This window comes from Streptomyces sp. NPDC107454 (assembly GCF_055582885.1).
In genome coordinates this window covers 141,614-163,776 of the sequence record NZ_JBVJPA010000015.1, presented here as the reverse complement: position 1 = coordinate 163,776, position 22,163 = coordinate 141,614, and the positions used below count along the sequence as shown (strand labels likewise).

Genomic DNA, 22,163 nt, shown 5'->3' with positions numbered 1-22,163 from the left:
GCCGCGCGACCCGCCGCGGGCACGGAGCGTCAGGATCTTGGGAAAGCCGGCCGCAGCAGCCCTTCCACCGCTCGCCCGAACATCCACCGCCCCGCCCACCCCAGCGGCCGGTCGAAGAACCGCGGCAGCCACCGCACGTTCAGATCCTCCCGCCAGAGCACCCGCGAGCCCCCGCCCGCCACCGCACGGACCTCGATCTCGGCCCACCCCGTGACGAACGTGCCGCGCTTGACCAGTCGGCACCTTCCCGCGCCCCCGTCCCGGGGCGGCCGCCAGGTGACGACCTCCATCGGGTCGTCGAAGACCAACGGGCCCGCCCCCGACCGCGCGACGAACACCGTGCCCTCGCCGGTCGGCGGCGGCGTGCGCACGGTGACCCGGGTCAGCGGGACGACGGCGGCATGCCGGGGCCAGTCGGTGAGGCGACGCCAACTCTCTTCGACGGAAGAAGGGGACACGCGTTCCAGCTGAAAGAGGACCACGGCGCGATCGTAGGCGGCCCGACCGTCCCCCCCCACGCACCCGCAGCCGCCCGGCGACGCGAGGGGCCGTGGCGGTACGTCGCAAGCCCGTCGCTCACGTTCGGATCGAGCAGCGGTTCCCTTGCCCGGCCCACGTCTGATCCGGCGGCGACGGGCTCGGCGTACCGGCACGGCCCCGACCCACCCACGACCCCGCGGATCAGCGCGCCGTGGCCGAGTCCGATGCCCGGCGGTGCCGCCATACGTCGTAGAGCTGCCCGAAGTACGGACCGTCCTCGTCGGTGGTGGCGAGAGCGGCCAGGATCTCGTCCCCGCGCGGATCGTCGCGCAGGGCCAACTGCACGGCCGCGGTGACCCGTACCTCCTCCGTCTCGTCGGTGAGGCACGCCGCGAGCGCGTCCGAGACCTCGGAATCCGCGGGCGCGGAGGCCAGTGCGGCGCAGGCCCCCCGGCGGACCTCGGCCGCCTCGTCCCGGGTGCACGCGAGGACCGTGGCCAGGGCGTCACGACGCCCGGCGTCGACTCCGTCCCGCAGACCGAAGACCGCCCACCCCCGGACCCTGCTGTCGGCATGCCGGGCGAGGTCGTGCAGGGGTCGCTCGGCGCGGGGATCCAGGGCGCCGGACAGTCCCGCGGTCAGGGGCCGCAGCACGCGCGGATCCGGTTCACGCGCGGCCCACGGCAGGAAGAGATCGACCAGCGGGGCGTCGAACGGTGCCTCGTCGCTGTAGTCGAACAGGTTGAACAGGCGGAGCACTTCCGCACCGAAGTACCGCTCCCGCGGGTCCGGCCGGTCCCGCAGGGCGGCGGACATGTCCCACGTGGCGCGATCCCGGCGTTGCTGGAGGACATCCGTCGTCACCCACCAGATCTCGTGGTCGACGTCCGGTTCGGCCAGTGCCCTCGACAGCAGCTCGGTGAACGAGGTCCTGATCCCGTAGCGGGGCTCCAGCGCCGTCAGGATCGCGCTGTGCCCGGTACGGACCGTCGGGCCGGCCAGCGTCAGCTCCTCGACGCTCACCCCGTGCTCGTCACGAACCGTCTCGCGCCGCACCGTTCCCGCCGAACCGCTCCTGCGGCGCAGCTCGGCCACGGCATCCGTCTCGTGCCAGGACCGGGCCAGCGCGAGGGCGTCGCGTCCTTCAGGGTCCTTGTGCCACAGCTGCGCCCCATGGTTGACGAGTGCGTTCACGATGTCGGAGGCGCCACGGTCGACCGCCCGCAGCAGCGGGGTCTGGCCGTCCACGACCCGGTCCAGCGGGGCGGAGCGCATCAGGACCTCGACAGTGGCCAGGTCGAAGCCGTCCACCGCCAGGCAGAGCGCGGGCGTGCCCCGGTCGTCGACGGCGTCGGGATCGGCACCGGCGTCCAGGAGGGCCGTCACCGCCTTCACGTCCCCACTTCGCACCGCCGCCGTCAGCGACTCCCCGCCCATGTGCCCCCGCTTCCCTCACCAGAGCCCCGCCCCACGGCACGAGATGCTAACCGCGCCGCCCGAGCACCCGCCCGTCGATTTCGCCCCCCACGGACAACTCCCGCTCACTCCCGTGCTGTTGACACACCGTCCGCCGGCCACCAGGCTATCCGGGGAGTACTCCCCGTTTGCACCGCACCCCCATGATCAACCGGTCCAGAGATCCAGAGATCCAGAGATCCAAAGACCCAGAGAGCAGGAGTCCACGTGCCGGACCAGCCCCACGTCATCGACCCCGCGGGCGCCGACCTCCACGGCGAGGCGGATCTGCTGCGCGAGCGCGGTGCCGCGGCCCTCATCGAACTGCCGGGCGGGATAAGGGCCTGGGCGCCCACCCGGTACGAGATCCTCAAGCGGCTCCTGGCCGACGACCGGGTCTCCAAGGACCCCAACCAGCACTGGCCCGCCTGGATCAGCGGCGAGTACCGCGAGAGCTGGATCACCCTCTGGGTCGGCGTGACCAACATGTTCACCGCGTACGGCGCCGACCACCGCAGGCTGCGCAAACTCGTCTCGCCCGCGTTCACCAAACGCCGTACGGACGCGCTCAGGCCCCGCATCGAGGAACTCGCCGCCACGCTGCTCGACCGGATGGCCGAGGCCCCCGACGGGCGGGTCGACCTCCGGTCCGCCTACGCGCACCCGCTCCCGATGCAGGTGATCTGCGAGCTGTTCGGCCTGCCCGAGGGCCGGCGCGCCGACACCGCGCGCCTCATCGAGGCCAACATGGACACCACCATCACGCCCGAACAGGCCATGGCCACCTACCGGGAGATCCACGAACTGCTCGCCGAATTGGTCGCCGCCAAGCGTGAGCGGCCGGGCGACGACCTGACGACCGCCCTGATCACGGCCCGGGACGAGGAGGGTTCGCAGCTCGCCGAGAGCGAACTGATCGACACCCTCCTCCTCGTCATCGGCGCGGGCCACGAGACCACGGTCAACCTGATCGGCAACGCGGTCCACGCCCTGCTGACCCACCCCGAGCAGCTGCTCCGGGTGCGCGGCGGTGAGATCCCCTGGAGCGAGGTGATCGAGGAGACCCTCCGCTGGGCGCCCTCCATCGCCAACCTCCCGCTGCGGTACGCCGTCGAGGACATCAAGCTCCCCGACGGCACGCTGATCGCCCGGGGCGACGCGATCCTGGCGACGTACGCGGCGGCCGGCCGCGACCCCCTGCGGCACGGCGAGAGCGCGGGCCGCTTCGACCTCGGCCGCGCGGACAAGGAGCACCTCGCCTTCGGCCATGGCGTCCACTACTGCATCGGTGCCCCGCTGGCCCGGCTGGAGGCGTCCCTCGCGCTCCCCGCGCTCTTCGCCCGGTTCCCGGACCTGAGCCTCGACGACACCAGCGGCCCGGCCCGCCTCGGCGAGTCCTTCATCGGCCACGGCTACCGGGTACTGCCGGTGCGGCTGGGCTGACGCGGCACGGTCACGCACACGTACCGTTCCGTTCCTCAAGACAGGGCGGGAGTGCGTCCTGCTGCCCGGCCTGCCGGCTCGGCCTCCCCCGATCCGTCCCGTGGATCGGCGTACGTCTTGTAGTGACATCCGTACATTCTCTAGGATCGCTCCAGGTGCAAGCGCTTTCCCCACGGGAGGGGCGATGGCATCGAGGACACGGACGAGTACATCGACCACAGCGACGTAGAAGAGCAAGCGCGACCTTTCCGAGGAGCCCCAGTGACAGCCCGCAAGACCTTCCTCGCCGCGCTCGCCGACGCCGGTGTCCCCCTCGACACCGCGTTCGTCGAGTTGCTCACCGCGACCGCCGAGACCAGCGCCAAGGCCGTCCTCGACGGGTACGCCGCCGATCTCGTCGAACTCCGTGACGGCGGCGAGGCCCGCGCGGCCACCCGTGCGCTGCGCACCCTCGTCTCGGTGTACGTGCACGAGGGCTCGGTGTACCACCACTCCGCCGTGCTCCTGGGCCCCGCCGCCGAACTCGCCGACGCGCTCGCCGAGGAGCAGTACGACAACGGGCTGTGGGAGCACGGGGCGGACGGCAACCCGGCGGACACCGCCTTCTCGATCGTCGACCTCAGCCTGATCCACCACCTGCTCGACGAGGACGCCCACGAGCCGACCACCGGACTGCGGGCGACGATCGAGCGGATCCTGCGCCTGGCGGGCCCCTCCCTCGCCACCGGTGGCGTCCACACCGCCAACCACCGCTGGCTGGTCTGCGCGGCCCTCGCCCGCATCCACGCCCGCTGGCCCGACCCCGCCTACCCCGAGCGCATCGAGACCTGGCTCGCCGAGGGCATCGACCAGCTGCCCGGCGGCGAGTACAGCGAACGCAGCCCCAACTACTCGGCCGCGGTGACCAATCCGGCGCTGCTCGTACTGGCCCGCCACTACGGACGTACGGACCTCTACGCGCACGTACGCGACAACCTGGCCGCCAACCTCTACGTCATCGAGCCCAACGGCGAGGTGGAGACGGTCCATTCGCGCCGCCAGGACCAGACGAGGATCTGCCACCTGCCCGAGTTCTGGCTCCAGTACCGGGAGATGGCGCTGCGCGACGGAGACGGACGGTTCGCGGCGGTGGCCGCGCTGCTCCAGGAGCGCGGCACCGACCAGACCTTCGGCGAGACCCCGATCGGTGAGCGCCTCGCCCAGGTCCTGGACCGGCCGGAGCTGGCCGCCCCCCTGCCCGAAGTGACCTCCCTGCCCGACGACTTCGAGCACCACGACGACAGCTGCCGCCTCGTCCGGGTCCGCCGCGGCACGCACACGGCGAGCGTCTTCGGCGGAACCGACTTCCCGGAACTGCACGCCATCTCGTCCGGCCTGTCCACCAACCCGACCTTCTTCAAGATGCGCAAGGGAGCCGCGATCCTCGACTCGCTCCGGCTGGCCCCGCGGTTCTTCGCGCTCGGCCACTTCCGGGCGGAGGGACTGGAGCGCACGGACGACGGCTGGCGGCTGCACGCCGAGGTCCGCGGCGCCTTCCACCACCCGCTGCCCCCCGAGCACCGCCGCCCCGACGGCGCCTACCCCCTCACCGACGACAGCCGCTTCTGGTCCGCGATGGACTTCCCGCACCGCCCGAAGGAGTACCGCACACTGCGCACCGAAGTCCTGGTCCGTGAGGTCGGCGGTGGAGCCTGGGACATCTCCTTCGACCTCTCCGGCGAGGGCTGCGCGAGCCCGCTCGCCCTCGAACTCTGCTTCCGCCCCGGCGGCACCCTGACCGGGGACGGCCTCGAACCCGTCCCCGGCTCCCCGGACACCTTCCAGCTCGTCTCCGGCGAGGCCACCTACGCCGTCGGCACCGACCACATCATCTTCGGCCCCGGCAACGGCAAGGGCGGCCGCCAACCCGCGGTGGTCGACCCGGGCGAACGCTACGCCTGGCTGAACGGCTCCCTGACCCCGGACGGGGTGCGGGTACTGATCACGGGGCGCTCACCGCTGACGTACCGGTTGACGCTGAGGTGAAGTTCGAGACGCACCCTGGCCCCGTGATCGCGGAGCGGCGGATACCGAGTGGACTGATCGCGCCGGCACTCGGCGGGTTCGGCATCGGGCTGACCGAGTTCCTGATCGCCGGCCTGGTGGCGCTGTTCGTCATCGGCAACCTGGACTCGCCATCACCCTGGCCGTGTTCGGTCTGCTCGCCGGCAGCGGCGTCGCGTCGGCGATACCGGTGTTTCTGATGGGGCTGTTCGGGTTTGCCAGTGTCCCCGGCCTGATCACTCGCGTCACCGACTTCGCCCACGGGGCGGCGCCGGCCGCGAGCGGACCTCGTCAGCGTTCACGCCGGGGGCTCGGCGGCCAGGAGTTGGGTGGTGGCCAGTTCGCGGTAGAGATCGTCGTCGTCGACCAGGGAGTGGTGGGTGCCCACGGCGCGGACGTCGCCGTGTTCCAGGACCACGATCTGGTCGGCGTCGGTGACCGTGGACAGCCGGTGGGCGATCAGCAGGACCGTGCAGCGGCCCGCGGTGCGGGCGACGAGTTCGCCGAGGGCCTGTTCGTTGCGGGCGTCGAGCTGGGCTGTCGCCTCGTCGAGGAGAAGTACCTGAGGGCGGCGCAGCAGGGCGCGGGCGATGGCGAGGCGCTGGCGTTCCCCGCCGGACAGGGTGACGCCGCGCGGGCCCACGGGCGTGTCCAGGCCCTGGGGAAGGCGGGCGAGGAGAGTGTCGAGGCGGGTGACGGCCAGCGCCTCGGCCAGCTGCTCCCGGGTGGCCGAGGGCGCCGCGTACAGGAGGTTCTCGCGGAGGGTGCCCGCCATCACGGGGGAGTCCTGCTCGACGTACGCGATCCTGCGCCGGACCTCGGCGCGCGGCAGGGCCGCGATGTCCTGGTCGCCGATCCTGATGGTGCCCGCGGTCGGCTCGTAGAAGCGCTGGAGGAGGGAGAAGAGGGTCGTCTTGCCCGCGCCCGACAGTCCGACCAGCGCGGTCCGGGTGCCGCCGGGGACGGTGAAGCTCACGCCGCGCAGGGCCGGGGCGCGGCCGGGGTAGGCGAACTCGACCCCGGTCAGTTCGACGGCAGGTGGCGCGGCGTGGGCGGGGGTGTGCGCGGGTTCGGTCGCGTCGATGTCGTCCTCGACCGGCAGCGCGCCCGCCTCCTGGATCCTGCCCACCGCGCCCAGCCCCTGCTGGAGTTGGGCCGCGCCGCCGACCAGCTGTGACACCGGGCTCGCCAGGAAGAAGACGTACAGGAGGAAGGCGATCAGTTCGGAGACCGACATCGAGTGGTGGGCGACGAAGGTGCCGCCCACGCCGAGCACCACCAGGAACGCGCTCTGGATGGCGGCGCCGCCGACCATGGTGACGAGGGCGCTGTAGCGGGCGCCGACCAGCCCGGCGGCGTACGCCTCGTCGACCGCGTCCTCGGCGGTGCGCGTCTCGCGGCCCTCGGCGCCGTTGGCCTTGACCGTGCGGGCCGCGCCGAGGGTGCGGTCGAGGGCGGTGCCGACCGCTCCGACGGACGCCTGGGAGCGGGCGACGGCCGCCTTGATCCGGGGCAGGACGACGGTGATCACGACACCGACCGTCGTCAGCACGAGCAGCGTGACGCCGAGCAGACGCGCGTCGAGCGTCGCCATCATGAACAGCGCCCCGGCGAAGGTCAGGACGCCGTTGACTGTCATGATCAGGCCCTCGGTGGCGGCGCTCTTGAGCAGTGTGCTGTCGGAGGTGACGCGGGCGATCAGGTCGCCCGGTGCCCGCCGGTCCAGTTCGGCGACCCGCAGCCGGATCAGGCGGTGCACCAGACCGCGCCGCACCTCCCGCACCACCCGCTCCGAAGTCCGCTGCTGGAGCCAGGCGTTGAGACCGGTGAGCAGGGCGCCCGCGACCAGGAACACGGCGAGCAGCGCGACCGGGGCGACCACGCTGCCGCCACCGTCCAGCCGGTCCAGGATCGCCTGCGCGAACTTCGGCTGCACCAGCCCCGACACGCCGGCCAGCAGAGTGAGGACGAGGGAGAGCAGCAGCACACGCCAGTGGGGCCGGGCGTAGCCGAGAAGGGCGACGAACGAGCCGGTGGGCGGAGGCGACTCGATGACTCCGGGCCCTGGCGCGGCGCCGGTGGGAATGCCGGGGTGCGGCTGCGCGCGAGGCGTGTCTGCGCGGGCCGCTGTGCGGTGTGCGGAGGGGTTGGGCGCCGCTTCCTCGGCCGCTGCCGGGAAGCCGCCCCGCGGGTCCGGCACGGCCGGCCCGGGCGCGGCGCCGGTCGGGGTACGGGGGCGTCTCCCGGGGGAGGGCATGAACGCCCGCTCGGCGGAGGGCGTGTCCGCGCCCGGCGCCAGGGGGCGCGCCCGCGGGCCCGGCCCGGGCGTCTTGGGCGTCGTCGGGCCGTGGTCCTCGGTGTGGGCGGTGCCCCGGGCCGGGTCGGGACGACGGCCGTCGGCCGGCGGCCGGTGCTCGGTCGTGCCGTTGTCGTTCATGCGCCGCCTCGTGCGCGCGTCACGGACGGCAGTGCCGCGAGGCGGGCGGCGGCGGAGGTGCTGCCGCCCGCGGCGCGGAAGGACTCACCGACGGCCTCGGCCGCCTTCCGGTGGCCCCCGGCCGGGTCGAGGACCGTCTCGACCGCCGCGCGGATCCTGGCCGCGTCGGCGCGGCCGAACCGCAGCCGTACCCCGGCGCCCGCGTCCACGACCTGCCCGGCGACGATCGGCTGGTCGTCGCGGATCGGCGCCACGACGAGCGGGACACCGTGCCACAACGCCTCGCACACGGTGTTGTGCCCGGCGTGGCAGACGACCGCGTCGAGCCGGGGGAGGAGGGCGAGTTGGGGAACGTGGGGGCGCAGGAGGACGGTGTCGGGGACCGGGCCCTCGACGAGCCCGCCGGGGTCGACGAGCACCGCCCGCACGCGGCCCGCCAGTCCGCCGAGCGCCTGCGCGGCGGCGTTCAGGAAGCGGGCCCCGGCGTCGTTGTTGGCCGTGCCGAGGCTGACCAGGACGGTGGGCAGCGGCGACGCGTCCAGCCAGTCCCAGGGGAAGTCGTCGCCGCTCGCGGGGCGGGCGGCGACGGACGGGCCCACCAGCCAGACCCGGTCGGGCAGTTCGGCCGGGCCGAGCAGCGCACGGGTGGTGTACGCCAGGACGCCGTGCGGGGAGAAGCGGGGATCCGCCGAGCCGGCCCCGTCGCAGATCCGGTTCCGCAACCGGGCCAGCAGCCCGTCCAGCCACGCCGCGACCTTCGGCATACCGGCCAGCGGGTCGACGAGTTCGGCGGAGGTGGTGGCCGAGGTCACCCAGACGCGCCCGAGGGACTCGGCGACCAGCGCACCCGCCACCGCCTGCTGGTCGCAGACGACGACATCGGGGTCGTACGCCTCGATCGCCGCCCGTACCCCGGGCGCCATCGCGTCCGCCAGCGGGACGAGGAAGCTCTCCCAGAGGAACTGGAACGCGGCCGGCCCCTTCAGGTCGGCGGGCCGGGAGAGTCCGTCCTCGGGGAGGGCGCAGGGGAAGACGACGGCGTCGGATCCGACGAGCGCGCGGACGAGTTCCGGGTGGCCCGCCCACGCGACCTCGTGCCCGCGTCCCGCGAGTGCCGCCGCGGTGCCCACGGCCGGGTTGACGTGCCCGACCAGCGGCGGCACCACGAACAGGAACCGGCCCATCTAGCGGGCCTCCCGCAGCGCGTGCGCCTCCTGGCCGAGCAGCAGCCAGTCGCGGACGAGGGCGTACGTCTGCTGGGTGGCCTCCACCAGCACCGAGTGGCCGAGGTCGGGCAGGACGACCGTACGGCAGTGGGGGAGCGAGGCCTCCAGCATCCCGGTCTGCGCCGACAGCTTGGACGCGCCGCCGAAGATGGCGAAGACCGGGCAGCGGATCGCGGACAGGTCCTCGTCGAGGAGAGCGCTGAGCGGGATCTCCTGGGCGAGCGCGGTCTCGTCGAGCACCCGGCCCGCCGCCCGGAACGGCCGGGCGTTGCGCTCGCCCGGGTTCTCCCGCAGCCATTGGGTGACCTGCTGGACCACCAGTCCGCCCTGTTCGCCGACCAGGCCCTCGTACATGTTCCGCGCCCAGGCCCGGGCCGGCGGCTCCGCCTCGATGGCGATCACGCTCGCGACCCGCTCGGGGCGGGCGGCGGCCATGGCGTACGCGACGGCGCCGCCGAAGGAGTTGCCGACGAGGTGCACCGGGCGGTCGATCGCCAGCGCGTCCAGCAGTCCGTCGAGGTCGTCGACGAAGTCCTCCATCCGGTAGCCGGTCGGCGGCCGGGAGGTCTTGCCGTGCCCGCGCAGGTCGTACATGACGACGTCCAGGCCCTCCTCGGCGAGCCGCGGCGCGAGGCTGAAGTAGTAGCTGGCGAGGCTGTCGATGAGCAGGCCGTGGATGAGGACCACGACGGGGCGCGGGGAGCCGCTCTCGTGGCCCAGCCGCTGGACGTGTACGTCGATGCCGTTCACCCGCATCGTCGCCATGTCAGCCCACCTCCGCGACGGCCAGTGAGTCCACGACGTAGCCGACGAGATCGCCGACGGTGAGCGCGATGATCTCCTCCAGCCCGCGGTCGGCTATGAACGCGGCGAAGTTGACGCGCTCGCCGTAGAACTCGAGCAGTTGGGCGGAGAGGGTGACGAGGTCGATGCTCTCCAGCTCCAGATCGTCGTGGAAGGACGTGCCGGGGGTGATCTCGGAATCGTCGAGCCCGTACTCCTCCAGGACGGTGCGCAGGATGGCCGAGATGTCGGCGAGCGCGGTCGCCGCGTCGGGCGCCGAGGCCTCTCCCCTGTCCGACTGGCCCACGGGACGGTCGAGTTCAGTGGTCATCTTCGTTCTCCTGATCGTTGACTGCCGTCCAGGCCACGACGTACTCCTTGCCGGGCCCCGCGGACGGCCGGGGGGTGGTCAGCGCACAGTGCCGCACGCGGTACTCCTCGCCCGCGGTGCGGACGGTCAGCCGGTCGCCGTCGGCCGAGATGATCTCGAACCGCTTCGGCTCGCCGCCGAGTCCGGTGCCGCGCGCCTTCGCGACGGCCTCCTTGGCGGCCCAGAAACGGGTGAACCAGAGCCGTTCGGGGGCTCCTTGGGGCCGGCGGACGAGCGACGTGAGCAGCTCGCGTTCGGCGGTGGTGAGGGCCACGGCGAGGGTGCCCTCGGGGCGGTCGGTGACTTCCTCGATGTCGATGCCGCAGGGACCCTCCCTCCTGGCCATCGCCACCGCCGTCTCGCCGCGGTGGGCGATGGAGACATGCAGTCCGGGCAGGGTCCTGCCGTAGCCGCCGGTCACGAAGGGGCGGCCGGCCGGATCGTTGCCGACCCTGACCTCGGCCGGGTAGACGGGGCCCGCCCCGGCGTCCCACAGCACGTTCCGTACGGCGTCCTTGGCGGCGATCCGGCCGAGCAGCCACTGCCTTCGGCCGCGCGGGGCGTGCGCCGCGTACCGTTCGCGTTCCTCGCCCGCCAGGATGTTGCGCATGATCAGCTCGCGGGTGGCCAGATCGGGCCACTCCTCGTGGACCAGCGCCCAGCCGCCGGGCTGCATCCGGGACAGCGTGTACCGCTCGGGCTCCCGGTCCACCTTGCGGATGCGCGGATTGCTGTCGAACCGGCGGTCCTGCCAGCCGCTGAACTCCGCCCACACCCGCCCCCGATGGACCAGCTGCATGTCCGCTTCGAGGGTGGCGTCGGTGACGGAGGTGATCCGGATCAGGCACTCCAGGCGCTCGCCGGGAGCGGGGTGCGGGCCGTGGAAGCGGATCTCCTTCATGCCGACCGGGAACACCGTCGTCCGCACCGGCTGCCGGGCCATGATCCAGTAGCCGAGGAGCTGGCCCACGTTGTCCAGCAGGGCGCCCGGCGCGGGCGGGGTGAGAAGCACCCCGCGTACGTGCCGGTCGCCGACCGCGGTCAGTTCGTCCAGGCCCTGGAAGCGCGGGCCGTGGAACATCCAGCGGCGCGCGTACAGCTCCGCCGCGGTCAGCTCGGGCTTCTCCTCCCGCGCGGCGGGAAAGGTCCAGGGCTCCGGAGGCGTGAACCGGGGCCGGTCCCGGGCGAGTTCGACCACGGCGCGGGCGTACGGGCCGAGTGAGGCGGTGACTGTGTCCGGGCCCTCGGGGACGATCCGTACGGGGATGTCGACGGCCGGAGTGGCGGTGATCCACTGGTGCAGCCGTACGTCGTGGACGGCCACCGCGCGCCGGCCGGGCGCGGCCCGCTCGGCGAACTCCATGAGGTGGGCGATCACGGTGGTGCCGGGGACCACGGGCCAGCGGTCGGAGGGATCGGCCTGGGCGGGCTGCCGGAAGAAGCAGTGGTCCAGGAGGTACGGCATGGTGTCGACGGAGACGCGGAGGGTGGCTTCGAGGGGCCGGGGGTCTGGCCGGGGGCCGGGCTGGGGTTCGGGGGTGGCGGGCTCGGCCGTACGGACATCGGCCCCGTTGTCCGGGGACGTGCCGCTCGTACGGGGGCGGGGCGGGGCCCCGCGTCCGCGTCGCCCCGCCGTCACCACGTCCGAGGCGAGGGCCGTCGCGTCCCGCAGCAGCGCCGACAACTCCGCGCCCAGTGGGCCCTGTTCCGCCAGGGCACCCGCATCATGGGGCGCGGTGTGCGGCGGCCGGGCCAGCGTGGCGCTCAGCCGGTCGCGGGTCTCCGCGTCCAGCGAGACGTTCGCGCCGCCGAGGTCGAGCCGTACGGGACGGCCCGGACGGCGTACCGTACGGGCCGGTGCGACGGTCGAGGCGCCGCCCAGCAGCGGGACGAGGTCCGGCGCGGCCCCGTCCGCCCACAACGCGCCCGCCACACGGTGGAGTTGGGGCAGGCCCGGGCGGTGCGGGGAGTGGGCGGGGACCACGAGGTGGTCGCGGCCGTGCAGGGTGTCGTCGATGAGCGAGCCGAGCTGTCCCGCGCCGAGCTGGACGAACGCCCGGAAGCCCGCCGCGTACATCGTCTCCACCAGGGGCCGGAAGCGGACCGGCTCCAGCAGATGGCGGATGAACAGCTCGCGGATCGCGGCCGGTTCGTCCGGGTAGGGGGCGACGGTCGTCGCGGACCACAGGGGCAGCGCGGCCGGGCGCAGGGTGTAGGCCTCGGCGGCCTTCCTGATCGGGCCGAGGTAGGGCTCCAGCATCGGGGTGTGGAAGCCGGAGCGGAACGGCAGGATCTGCGAGATCACCGCCCGGGACCGGAAAACCTCGACCAGTGCGGCGACGGCGGGCTCGGGGCCGCAGATCATCGACTGGTGGGGCGCGTTGTCGTGGGAGAGGACCACGTCCCCGCGGCCGTCCAGCTCGGTCAGTACCACCTCGGCGGGGGCGCCGATCGCGGCGAAGGCCAGCCCGGGGACGCTCAGCGCGTCGGGGTCGAAGTCGGCGAGGAAGGCGTCCACCTCCTCGGGAGGGTGGATCCCGGCGGCGGCCATCGCGGTCCACTCGCCGAGGCTGTGCCCGGCGAGCGCGTCCGGGACCACGCCGAGGCGGCGCAGCGCGGTGTCGAGGAGCCGGCCGAGCTCGAAGACGCCGGTGCCCTGCCGGCCCACGTCACCCACGGTGGCGTCGGTGACGGCGCGCGACCAGGGCAGCCCGAAGTGCCGGGCGACGTCCTCGGAGTTGGGCGCGAACTCGGCCTCAAGGCCGGGGAAGACGAACGCGAGCCTGCCGCCGCCGGGGCCCAGCAGGGGACGCGGCACGAACCACACGTCGCCCCGACCGCGCCACCCCTTCCCCTTGGCGACCGCCTTGCGGGCCAGCGCCAGCCGCTTGGCCGTCGGTCCGACGACGGCGAGCCGCACCGGATCGGTGGCGGGGGCGCGTTCGTCGAGACCGGCGGCGATGATCGCGGAGTCGGAGCGGTCGAGGAGCGCGGCCATCGCCTCGGGTGTCGGCGCGGTCAGCCGCAGCACCGGCTCCGGCTCGTACACCTCGGCCGGCCGTCGGGCGACCGCGACCTCTTCGAGCACGACGTGCGCGTTGATGCCGCCGAACCCGAAGGCGTTGACGGCGGCCCGGCGCACCGGCTGCCGGTCGTCGGTCCGCCAGGGCCGGGCGGCGCCGATGGGGGTGAACCGGGTACGGGCGAGCGCCGGATGCGGGTCGTCGCAGTGCAGGGTCGGCGGAAGCACCTGGTGGTGGACGGCGAGTGCGGCCTTGATCAGCCCGGCCACGCCCGCCGCGGGCATGGTGTGGCCGATCATCGACTTCACCGAGCCGATGACGGCGTCCGGCGCGTCCTGCGCCTCCCCCGAGGTGTCCGTCCGCGGTGGTCCGAACACCTCGGCCAGCGTGGTGAGTTCGGCGGCGTCGCCCGCCGGGGTGGCGGTGCCGTGCGCCTCCAGGAGACCGATCGAACCGGGAGTGGACGGGTCGAGCCCGGCGGCCTCCCAGGCGTGGCGGACCGCGCGTACCTGGCCGCCGGAGTCGGGCGCCATCAGACTGGTCGTACGTCCGTCGGAGGCGACGCCGGTGCCGGTGATCGCGGCGTAGATCCGGTCGCCGTCCCGCTCGGCGTCGGCGAGCCGCTTGAGGACGACGACGCCGGTGCCCTCACCGATCAGCACGCCGTCCGCGCCCCGGTCGAAGGGCCGGATGCGCTCGCTCGGGGAGAGCGCGCCGAGTTGGCTGAACACGCTCCAGAAGGTGATGTCGTGGCAGTGGTGCACCCCGCCCGCCAGCATCACGTCACAGCGCCCGCTGCCGAGTTCACGCACGGCGTGGTCGACGGCGATGAGCGAGGAGGCGCAGGCGGCGTCCACGGTGTAGGCGGGACCGCGCAGGTCGAGCCGGCCCGCCAGCCGGGACGCGGCGAGGTTGGGCACGAGACCGATCGAGGACTCCGGTGCCTCGGGCCCGAGCCGGTCGGTGAACGCCTGCCGCACCGCTTCCAGCCGGTCGGCGCCGAGGTCCGGCAGCAGTTCGCCCAGGGTGCGCACGAGTTGGCTCGCGGTCCGCACCCGCTGGTCGAGCCGGACCAGGCCAGGGGTGAGATAGCCGCCCCGGCCGAGCACGACACCGACCCGATGCCGGTCGGCGGGCAGTCGGCCCTGGCCGCCCGCGTCGGCGAGGGCCGCCGCGGCCACCCGCAGCGCGATCAGCTGGTCGGGCTCGGTGGCCGGGACCGCGGCCGGCATGATCCCGAACTCGGTGACGTCCACCTCGGCCAGCTCGTCCACGAAGCCGCCGCGCCGGCAGTAGACCCGGTCGGCACGGGGCTCGGCGCCGGGCGCGTAGTACTCCTCGGCGTCCCATCGGCCGGGCGGCACCTCGGTGATGGCGTCGACACCGGAGACCAGGTTGTGCCAGTACGTGGCGAGGTCGGGGGCGCCGGGGAAGAGCACCGACATGCCGACGATGGCGACGGGTTCGGCGCGGGGGCCGGTCACCTCGGTCACCAGCCCGACGCCGTGTAGACGACGGCGGTGTCGCCCTCGGGTCCCCAGGCCAGCTCGCGCAGCAGGCTCATGGTGCCCTCGTCGGGGTCGATCAGCTGGATGCCGCGGCCCGCGTAGTGCCGCATCAGCTCGGGGGTGACCATGCCGTGGTTGCCGTCGCCGGTAGGCGCCCATGGACCCCAGTGGACGGTCAGCCCGCGGCGGCCGCTGCCGGATTTTGCCCAGCGGGCGCCGAGGGTCTCCAGGGCGTCGTTGGCGGCGGCGTAGTCGGACTGGCCGCGGTTGCCGAGGGTCGCGGCGATGCTGCCGAACAGCACGGCGAACCGGGGGCCTTCCCCGTCCGGCAACTCGCCCAGCGCGGCGAGCAGTTCGCGTGCGCCGTCGACCTTCGTACGGAACACCCGGTCGTAGGAGCGCGGGCTCTTCTCGGCGATCAGCTTGTCCTCGATCACGCCCGCCGCGTACACGACGCCGTCGAGTCGCCCGTGCTCGGCGTGGATCTCCTTCACCGCCCGGCGCACGGCGTCGCCGTCCAGGGCGTCCACGGCGCGGTAGCGGACCTCGGAGCCGAGGGCGGCGAGAGTGCGCAGGGTGGCGCGCACCTCGCGTTCGGCCTGGATCCGGCCGATCGCCCGCTCGATCTCGGCGGGGACGCGCAGCCCGCCCGCGATGAGCGCGCTCCGCAGTTCACCGGCGGTGTCCGCGGCGGCGAGCGCGGGGTCCTCCGCGCCCTCGGACAGGGCGGTGCGGCCGAACAGTTCGATCCGGCAGCGGCTCGCGGCGGTCAGGGTCGCGGCGAACCGGGCGGTGATCCCCCGGGCGCCGCCCACCAGCAGGACGACCGAGTCGGCGTCCAGGCCGAGCGCGGCGGCCTCGGCCACACCGTCCCCCGCCGGCCCCGCGCCCGTGCTGCCGAGCAGACCGAGCCCCTCCTCGGCCATGCGCAGTCCGCGCCTCGTGCCGGGGGAGCGCAGGACGACCGGCTCGTGGCCGGGCGCGGTGAGCTCGGCCACCAACTCCGCGGCGATGTCCTCGGGCGCGGTGCCGGGCGCGTGCTCGACGACCCGGGCGACCGTGTCGGGGTACTCCCGGGCGAGCGAGCGGAAGAAGCCGCGCAGCCCGGGGGAGGCGCCCGCGGCGAGCACCCAGCGCGGATTGCCCGCAAGCACCCGCTGGTAGGCGGGGAAGACGTCCGGCAGGACGGGCGGGGCTTCCGGCGCGACGAGGTGCACGATCCCGTCGAACTCTCCGTCGCCCGGAGGTTCTTCGGCGGTCACCGCATGGGCGCCGTGCACGGTCAGGCGGGCGGTCAGCGCCGCGGCGACCGGTCCGGAACCGAGCAGCAGGAAACTGCGGCCGATCAGCAGGTCACTGGAGGGCGCCGGATCGGCGGGGGCGAGGTCGAACTCCCGCATCACGAGACGCTTGGGCGCCACGACGACGGGATCGGGGGCGGCAGGCCCGGCTTCCGGGCCCGCGGGCTTGGCCGACTCACCCCGGGCGCCCGCGACCAGCGCGGCGATACTCGCGGCGGTACGGGCCTTGGTCAGCTCTTCGACGTCGGTGTCGCCGGTCGCGGTGAGGCCGAGGCGGGTGGCGAGTTCGCCGGCTATCTCGGCTCTCTTGATGGAGTCGACGCTGAGGTCGGCTTCGAGGTCGAGGTCGGGTTCGATCATGTCGACGGGGTAGCCGGTACGTTCGCCGATCACGTCGAGGACGACGGCGAGGACGGATTCGGCGGGTGCGGTCCCTGCGGCGGGGGCGGAAACGGGCGCCGGGGTGGCACCCGAGCCGGTCACCCGCTCGACCAGCGCGGTGATCGCGGCGGCGGTACGGGCCTTGGCCAGCTCTTCGACGTCGGTGTCGCCGGTCGCGGTGAGGCCGAGGCGGGTGGCGAGTTCGCCGGCTATCTCGGCTCTCTTGATGGAGTCGACGCTGAGGTCGGCTTCGAGGTCGAGGTCGGGTTCGATCATGTCGACCGGATAGCCGGTGCGCTCGCCGATCACCTCCAGCACGACCGACAGCACCGAGCCGCCTGCCGGTACGGCCACCGCAACCGGCGTGGCGGCGGGCAGCGCGGTCACCGTGACCGGGGCATCGGTGTACGTGACCGGGGCACCGGTGTACGTGCTCGGCGCGGGGGCCGCGGGGCGTACCCCCGGATCCGCTCCCAGGTACCCCAGCATCACATCCCGCTGGGCCGCGATCATCTCCCGGCTCGTGCGCAGGAACTCGCTGATCAGGGCCTCGGATCCGGTGGCCGCCGCCACCGGTCCGACCGGGCTGCTGTGGGTCACGAGGGCCTCCGGAACACGCTCGGCGGGGTGGAGTGCGGCGGCGGGGATCGCGCCGTCCGCCGTACGGATCAGATGGCCGTCGACCGTCCACGCGGCGCGCCGGGGACGCGGGGCGCGGGCGTCGGCGGGGATCGCGTCCCGCCCCTGGAAGAGCCACGCCGTCCTGATGTCCGCATCGGCGACGGCCAGTTGGGCGAGCGCGGCGAGGAACCCGGCGAGTCCGGCCCGTCGGCCGTCCTCCAGGGCGACCGTGCGGTGCGGCCGGTCGCCGAGGACCGCACCCACCAGCCGGGTCAGCACCGAGCCGGGTCCGGCCTCGACGAAGACCCGGGCCCCGGCCTCGTACATCGCCTCGATCTGGTCGGCGAACCGGACCGGGGAGCCGATCTGCGCGGCGAGTTCGGCCCGGATCTCCTCGGGGCCCCGCGGGTAGCGGGTGGCCGTACGGTTCGACCAGACCGGGAAGTCGGTGGAGGCGAACGGGACTTCGGCGAGCACCTCGGCGAAGGTCTCGCCGGCCGCCGCGACCAGCGGGCTGTGGAACGCGCAGGCGACCGGGATGCGCTTGGCGCCGAGCCCCTGGGCGCGCAGTCGTTCCACGGCGGTGAGGACGTCCTCGGTGGGACCCGAAATCACCGTCTGGCGCGGCGAGTTGCGGTTCGCCGTCACCACCGGGCCGGCCAGGCCCGCGGCGGTGAGGGCCGCCGCGACCTCCGGCTCGCCGGCGGCGACGGCGGCCATGGTGCCGGGGTCGCCCTCGCCGGTGGCGCGCAGGATGGCGGCGGCGCGTGCGCGGCTGGTGCGCAGCAGCGCGTCCGGGGTGAGGGCGCCCGCCGCGGCCAGCGCGGCCAGCTCGCCGTAGCTGTGGCCCGCGGCCATGGCCGGGCGCACTCCCGCCCTGGTCAGGAGCTGGAACGCGGCGAGCCCGGTCAGGCCGAGCGCGGGCTGCGCGACGGTGGTGTCGGTGATGCGCTCCTGCTGCTCCTTGCGGCCCGTCTCGTCGAAGGCGGCCGGCGGGAAGAGGACACGGGCCGTCGTCTCGTCGAGCCGCAGGTGGCGCTGGAGTTCGGGGAAGGCGACGAAGAGTTCGGCGAACATCCCGGGCCGTTGGCTGCCCTGCCCGGGGAAGAGCAGGGCCACGTCACCCGTCTCGTCCTCGTCGGCGGCGAACAGGCCTTCCTTCGGGGCGTGTTCACCGGCGACCGCGCGGCGCAGCAGCGCCGTCAGCTCCTCGGTCGACCCGGCGACGAGGGCGATCCAGGTCCGCGCACCGCCGGTGCTCGCGGTGCTTGCCGTGCCCGTGGTGCTGGCCGTGCTCGCGGTGCTCCGGGTGGTGGCCGCCTCCGCGCGCCGGGACGCGGCGAGCGCGAAGTCCCGCAGCCGCCACGGCTCGTACGGTCCGGGATCCGCCTCCACGAGGGCGAGCAGTTCGGCGGCGGCCCGTACCGCCGCCGCCGCGTCCGCGCCCCGGAACGTGAAGAGCTCGGCGGGCCAGTGCTGGGCCGAGGTGACCGGAGGCGGCCCGTCCGCGTAGGCCCGCAGGACGACGTGGAAGTTGGTGCCGCCGAAGCCGAAGGCGCTGACCCCGGCCACTCGTTCGGCCGGGGCGGCGGACCAGGGGCGGGCCTCGGTGTGGAAGGCGAACGGGCTGCTCTGCGCGTCCCAGGCCGGGTTCGGCTCGGTCAGGTGCAGGGTCGGCGGCTTCACACCGGTGTGCAGGGCGAGCGAGGTCTTGATCAGTCCGGCGAGTCCGGCCGCGCACTTGGTGTGCCCGATCTGCGACTTGACCGAGCCGAGCGCGCACGCGCCGGGCGGAGCCCCGGCCTCCTCGAACACCCGGGTGAGGGAGCCGAGTTCGGTGCGGTCACCGACGACGGTGCCGGTGCCGTGCGCCTCGACGAGCCCGACCTCGGCGGGCGAGATGCCCGCGTTGCGGTAGGCCCGGGTCAGCGCGTTGTACTGGCCCTCGGGCCGGGGCGCGGTCAGGCCGAGCGCCCGGCCGTCACTGGCGCTGCCGACGCCCTTGATCACCGCGTACACCCGGTCGCCGTCCCGCTCGGCGTCCGCGAGCCGCTTGAGGACGACACAGCCGACGCCCTCGCCGAGCGCGATGCCGTCGGCCGCGCTGTCGAAGGGCGCGGAGCGGCCGGAGGGCGAGAGGGCGTGCGCGGAGGCGAAGAGCAGGTAGTCGTTGATGCCGTTGTGCAGGTCGGCGCCGCCGCACAGCACCAGGTCGCTCGTCCCGCTCACCAACTCCTTGCACGCCACGTCGACGGCGGTGAGGGAGGAGGCGCAGGCGGCGTCCACGGTGTAGTTGGCGCCGCCGAGGTCGAGGCGGTTGGCGATCCGGCCCGCGATGACGTTGGCGAGGATGCCGGGGAAGGAGTCCTCGGTGAGCTTGGGCAGCCGTTCGTCCAGGGCGGGCGGCAGGCTGCCCAGGTAGGCGGGCAGGACGGAGCGCAGGGTCATCGCGTGGGAGAGGTCGCTGCCCGCCTCCGCGCCGAACACGACCGACGCGCGGGCCCGGTCGAAGGAGCGGCTGCCGTAGCCGGAGTCCTCCAGGGCGCGGCGCGCCGCCTCCAGGGCGAGCAGCTGCACCGGCTCGATGGCGGGCAGCGAGGCGGGCGGGATGCCGTACCGCAGCGGCTCGAAGGGGATCTCGGGCAGGAAGCCGCCCCAGCGCGACGGGGTCTTCTCCCCGGCGCCCCGGGGGTCGTGGTAGAGCTCGGCGTCCCAGCGGGTCGCGGGCACCTCGGTGACGGCGTCCTCGCCCGCCAGTACGTTCGCCCAGAAGGTGGCGAGGTCGGGGGCGCCGGGGAACATGCAGGCCATGCCGACGATCGCGATGTCCAGCGGTTCGGGGGAGGGCTCGGCGGCGGGTTCCCCGATGCCGAGGGCCTCCCGCCGCGCCGCCAGGAAGCCGGCCGCGCCGCTGGTGACCGAGGCGTGCAGTTCGGCGACGGTGGTGACGGCGGAGCGCAGCACGGCGACCTCGCCGGCCATGAACATGCCCTCGGCGAGCTGTCTGTCCTCGCCGACCGCTCTCAGCCCGCCGTCGACCCGCTCGATGCCCTTGCTGGCCAGCCGCAGCCGTCCCACGTTGAGCCGCTCCAGGTGCTCCCAGGCCTCGCGGCCGGGTGTCCCGCGGGCGGCCAGGTCCGCCTTGACCGTGGTGAACTCGTCGGTGAAGGGGCTGTGGACACAGCGGGTGGCGTGTCCGGGGGCGGTCTCCAGGAGGTCGGTGCGCTCGGCGTCGATCACCTGCCGCTGGAACAGGGGCAGCACCGCGCCCGCGCTCACGGCCTCCTCGGTGAACAGGTACGCCGTGCCCATCAGCACGCCCACGGCGGCGCCCCGCGCGCTCAGCGGCGCGGCGAGCGCGGTGACCATGGCGGCGGAGCGTTCGTCGTGCACCCCGCCCGCGAAGAACAGTTGGAGTTCGCCGGCGGTGGCGTTCTTCGCGCCCGCCAGGAAGTCGTCGAGCACGCCGAGCTGCGCCTCCCACAGCGGGAAGCTGCCCCGCGGTCCGACATGTCCGCCGCACTCGGCGCCCTCGAAGACGAACTTGCGGGCGCCCGCTGCCAGGAACTGCTTCAGCAGCCCCGGCGACGGCACGTGCAGGAAGGCCGAGATGCCCACCTCCTCCAGCGCGGCGGCCTGCGCGGGACGCCCGCCCGCGATGATCGCGTGGGACGGGCGGATCTCCCGTACGACCTCCAGCTGGGCGGCCTTGATCTCCTCGGCGGCGAAGCCGAGGACGCCGACGCCCCAGGGCGCCTCGCCGAGCGCGTCCCTGGTCTGCTCCAGTACGGCGCGGGTCTGTTCGGCGCCGGACAGCGCGAGCGCGATGAAGGGCAGCCCGCCGTGGCCGCTCACCTCGGCGGCGAACGCGGCCTGGTCGCTCACCCGGGTCATCGGCCCCTGGGCGACGGGCAGTTCGCTCCCGAACGGGCGGCTGCCCGAGCCGTCGGGGCCGGGCGAGGCACCCGCGCTCTTCGCCGGGTCGAGACCGGGTCCCGCGCTCTTCAACGCGTCGAGGACGGCGTCCCGTACGCCCCGTACCGCCGCGTGCACGGTGCCCCAGCGCTCCTGGAAACGGGCGGCGAGGAAGCCGTCCTGACCGACCTCGGGGGCGGGCGTGCCCTCCTGGGCGCCCCGGCGCCGTACGACTCGGCGGCCGTCCTCCACGGTGGTCTCGGAGCCGTCGAGCCCGGCGAGCAGCGCGGCGGTCCCGGCGGGCAGTTCGGCCTCGGCCTCGGCGAGCAGGGCGAGCTGGGTGTCCAGGACGACACCGGCCCCGCCGCCCGCGACGACGGCCGCCGCGGTGTGCGGGCCCGCGCCGCCGCAGGCCCAGACCGGCAGGTCCAACTCCTCGTCGCCGAGGAGCTGTTGGAGCAGTACGAAGGTGCTCAGTTCGCCCACGGGACCCCCCGCCTCGTGGCCCCGGGCGATCAGCCCGTGCGCCCCGGCCGCGGCGGCCCGTAACGCCTGGGCGCGGCCGGTCACCTCGACGAGTACGCGGTGGCTGGGGAAGTCGGCGGGCGTGCAGGAGGCGTCGGCGGTCAGCAGGACGGTGTGGACACAGGCGGGGAGGTCCCGCGCGGGAAAGGCATCGTTGTCGCACAGCCGTACGCCGAAACCGGCGGCCGACCATTCCTCGGACAGCGCGAGTTCCGCCGCCGCCCGGCGCCCACCCGCGGTGAGGTCGAGCACCCCGAGACCGCCCGCCCGTACGGCGGCCGCCGTGACCCGTGCCGAGGGGACGGCGAACGGGTTCAGGGCGATGACGATGTCCTCTACGGCAAACAGGCCGGAAGTATCGAACTTCGACACAGGCACGCGAACGCTCCAAATCGCACGAGGGTGAGGATTGGTGGGGGAGAGCGGAGAGCGCTTGCGCTTCACAACAAGCCGACAGCTGATGCGAAGCACGCTCATGCTTATTGCGCATCACCGTGAAAGTCAAACTCTCAAGGAGGCTTCCATTACCGGACGTAACACGGTCGACACAGCCGTTGCCGAGCCAGGTGCGAGCTGGCAACAGAGGCCTCGTACCGGGGAGTTGAGGGGGTCGGTGACCGCTGGTCGGTGGGCGCCGCGACCTCGATTCGGC

At 74.0% G+C, this 22,163-nt stretch carries 11 protein-coding genes; 3 read left to right on the top strand and 8 right to left on the bottom strand.

All coding sequences use genetic code 11. From position 1 onward, the window contains the following. Positions 1-29: 29 nt before the first annotated feature. Complete coding sequence (locus tag ACZ69M_RS35480) at positions 30-482, bottom strand: SRPBCC family protein (protein WP_470056468.1); 453 nt, start codon at positions 480-482, stop codon at positions 30-32. Between the two features lie 199 nt (positions 483-681). Further along, positions 682-1,917 (bottom strand): ankyrin repeat domain-containing protein, encoded by a 1,236-nt coding sequence (locus ACZ69M_RS35475; RefSeq protein WP_470056466.1) that lies wholly within the window; start codon positions 1,915-1,917, stop codon positions 682-684. A gap of 246 nt (positions 1,918-2,163) precedes the next feature. Here ACZ69M_RS35475 and ACZ69M_RS35470 point away from each other — a divergent pair, with 246 nt between their 5' ends. The 3 genes from ACZ69M_RS35470 to ACZ69M_RS35460 all read left to right on the top strand — a co-directional run bounded on the left by ACZ69M_RS35470 (position 2,164) and on the right by ACZ69M_RS35460 (position 5,621). Beyond that, on the top strand, positions 2,164-3,378 hold the full coding sequence (locus tag ACZ69M_RS35470; protein WP_470056464.1) for a cytochrome P450 family protein: 1,215 nt from the start codon (positions 2,164-2,166) through the stop codon (positions 3,376-3,378). Positions 3,379-3,639: 261 nt separating this feature from the next. Then, entirely contained in the window at positions 3,640-5,403 is a 1,764-nt protein-coding gene (locus ACZ69M_RS35465) for a hypothetical protein (RefSeq protein WP_470056462.1), read from the top strand. Positions 5,404-5,426: 23 nt separating this feature from the next. Further along, the gene (locus ACZ69M_RS35460) at positions 5,427-5,621 is read left to right on the top strand and encodes a Sec-independent protein translocase subunit TatA/TatB (RefSeq protein ID WP_470056460.1); all 195 of its coding nucleotides are present in this window, start codon (positions 5,427-5,429) and stop codon (positions 5,619-5,621) included. A gap of 98 nt (positions 5,622-5,719) precedes the next feature. On the opposite strand, the gene ACZ69M_RS35455 is transcribed toward ACZ69M_RS35460, so the two are convergent. The 6 genes from ACZ69M_RS35455 to ACZ69M_RS35430 are packed head-to-tail and all read right to left on the bottom strand — an operon-like array spanning position 5,720 to position 21,889. Then, the gene (locus ACZ69M_RS35455) at positions 5,720-7,858 is read right to left on the bottom strand and encodes an ABC transporter ATP-binding protein (RefSeq protein ID WP_470056458.1); all 2,139 of its coding nucleotides are present in this window, start codon (positions 7,856-7,858) and stop codon (positions 5,720-5,722) included. Further along, on the bottom strand, positions 7,855-9,042 hold the full coding sequence (locus ACZ69M_RS35450) for a glycosyltransferase (protein WP_470056456.1): 1,188 nt from the start codon (positions 9,040-9,042) through the stop codon (positions 7,855-7,857). The genes ACZ69M_RS35455 and ACZ69M_RS35450 overlap by 4 nt, the downstream gene beginning before the upstream one ends. Beyond that, positions 9,043-9,849: an alpha/beta fold hydrolase gene (locus tag ACZ69M_RS35445; protein WP_120985773.1), complete on the bottom strand. Its 807-nt coding sequence runs from the start codon at positions 9,847-9,849 to the stop codon at positions 9,043-9,045. A 1-nt stretch (position 9,850) separates the two neighbouring features. Beyond that, positions 9,851-10,198, bottom strand: coding sequence for an acyl carrier protein (locus ACZ69M_RS35440; RefSeq protein ID WP_470056453.1), 348 nt, complete (start codon positions 10,196-10,198; stop codon positions 9,851-9,853). After that, positions 10,188-14,705, bottom strand: coding sequence for a beta-ketoacyl synthase N-terminal-like domain-containing protein (locus ACZ69M_RS35435; protein ID WP_470056664.1), 4,518 nt, complete (start codon positions 14,703-14,705; stop codon positions 10,188-10,190). Before ACZ69M_RS35435 ends, ACZ69M_RS35440 begins: the two co-directional genes overlap by 11 nt. A 44-nt stretch (positions 14,706-14,749) precedes the next feature. Further along, positions 14,750-21,889: an SDR family NAD(P)-dependent oxidoreductase gene (locus ACZ69M_RS35430; RefSeq protein WP_470056451.1), complete on the bottom strand. Its 7,140-nt coding sequence runs from the start codon at positions 21,887-21,889 to the stop codon at positions 14,750-14,752. Positions 21,890-22,163: the final 274 nt, after the last annotated feature.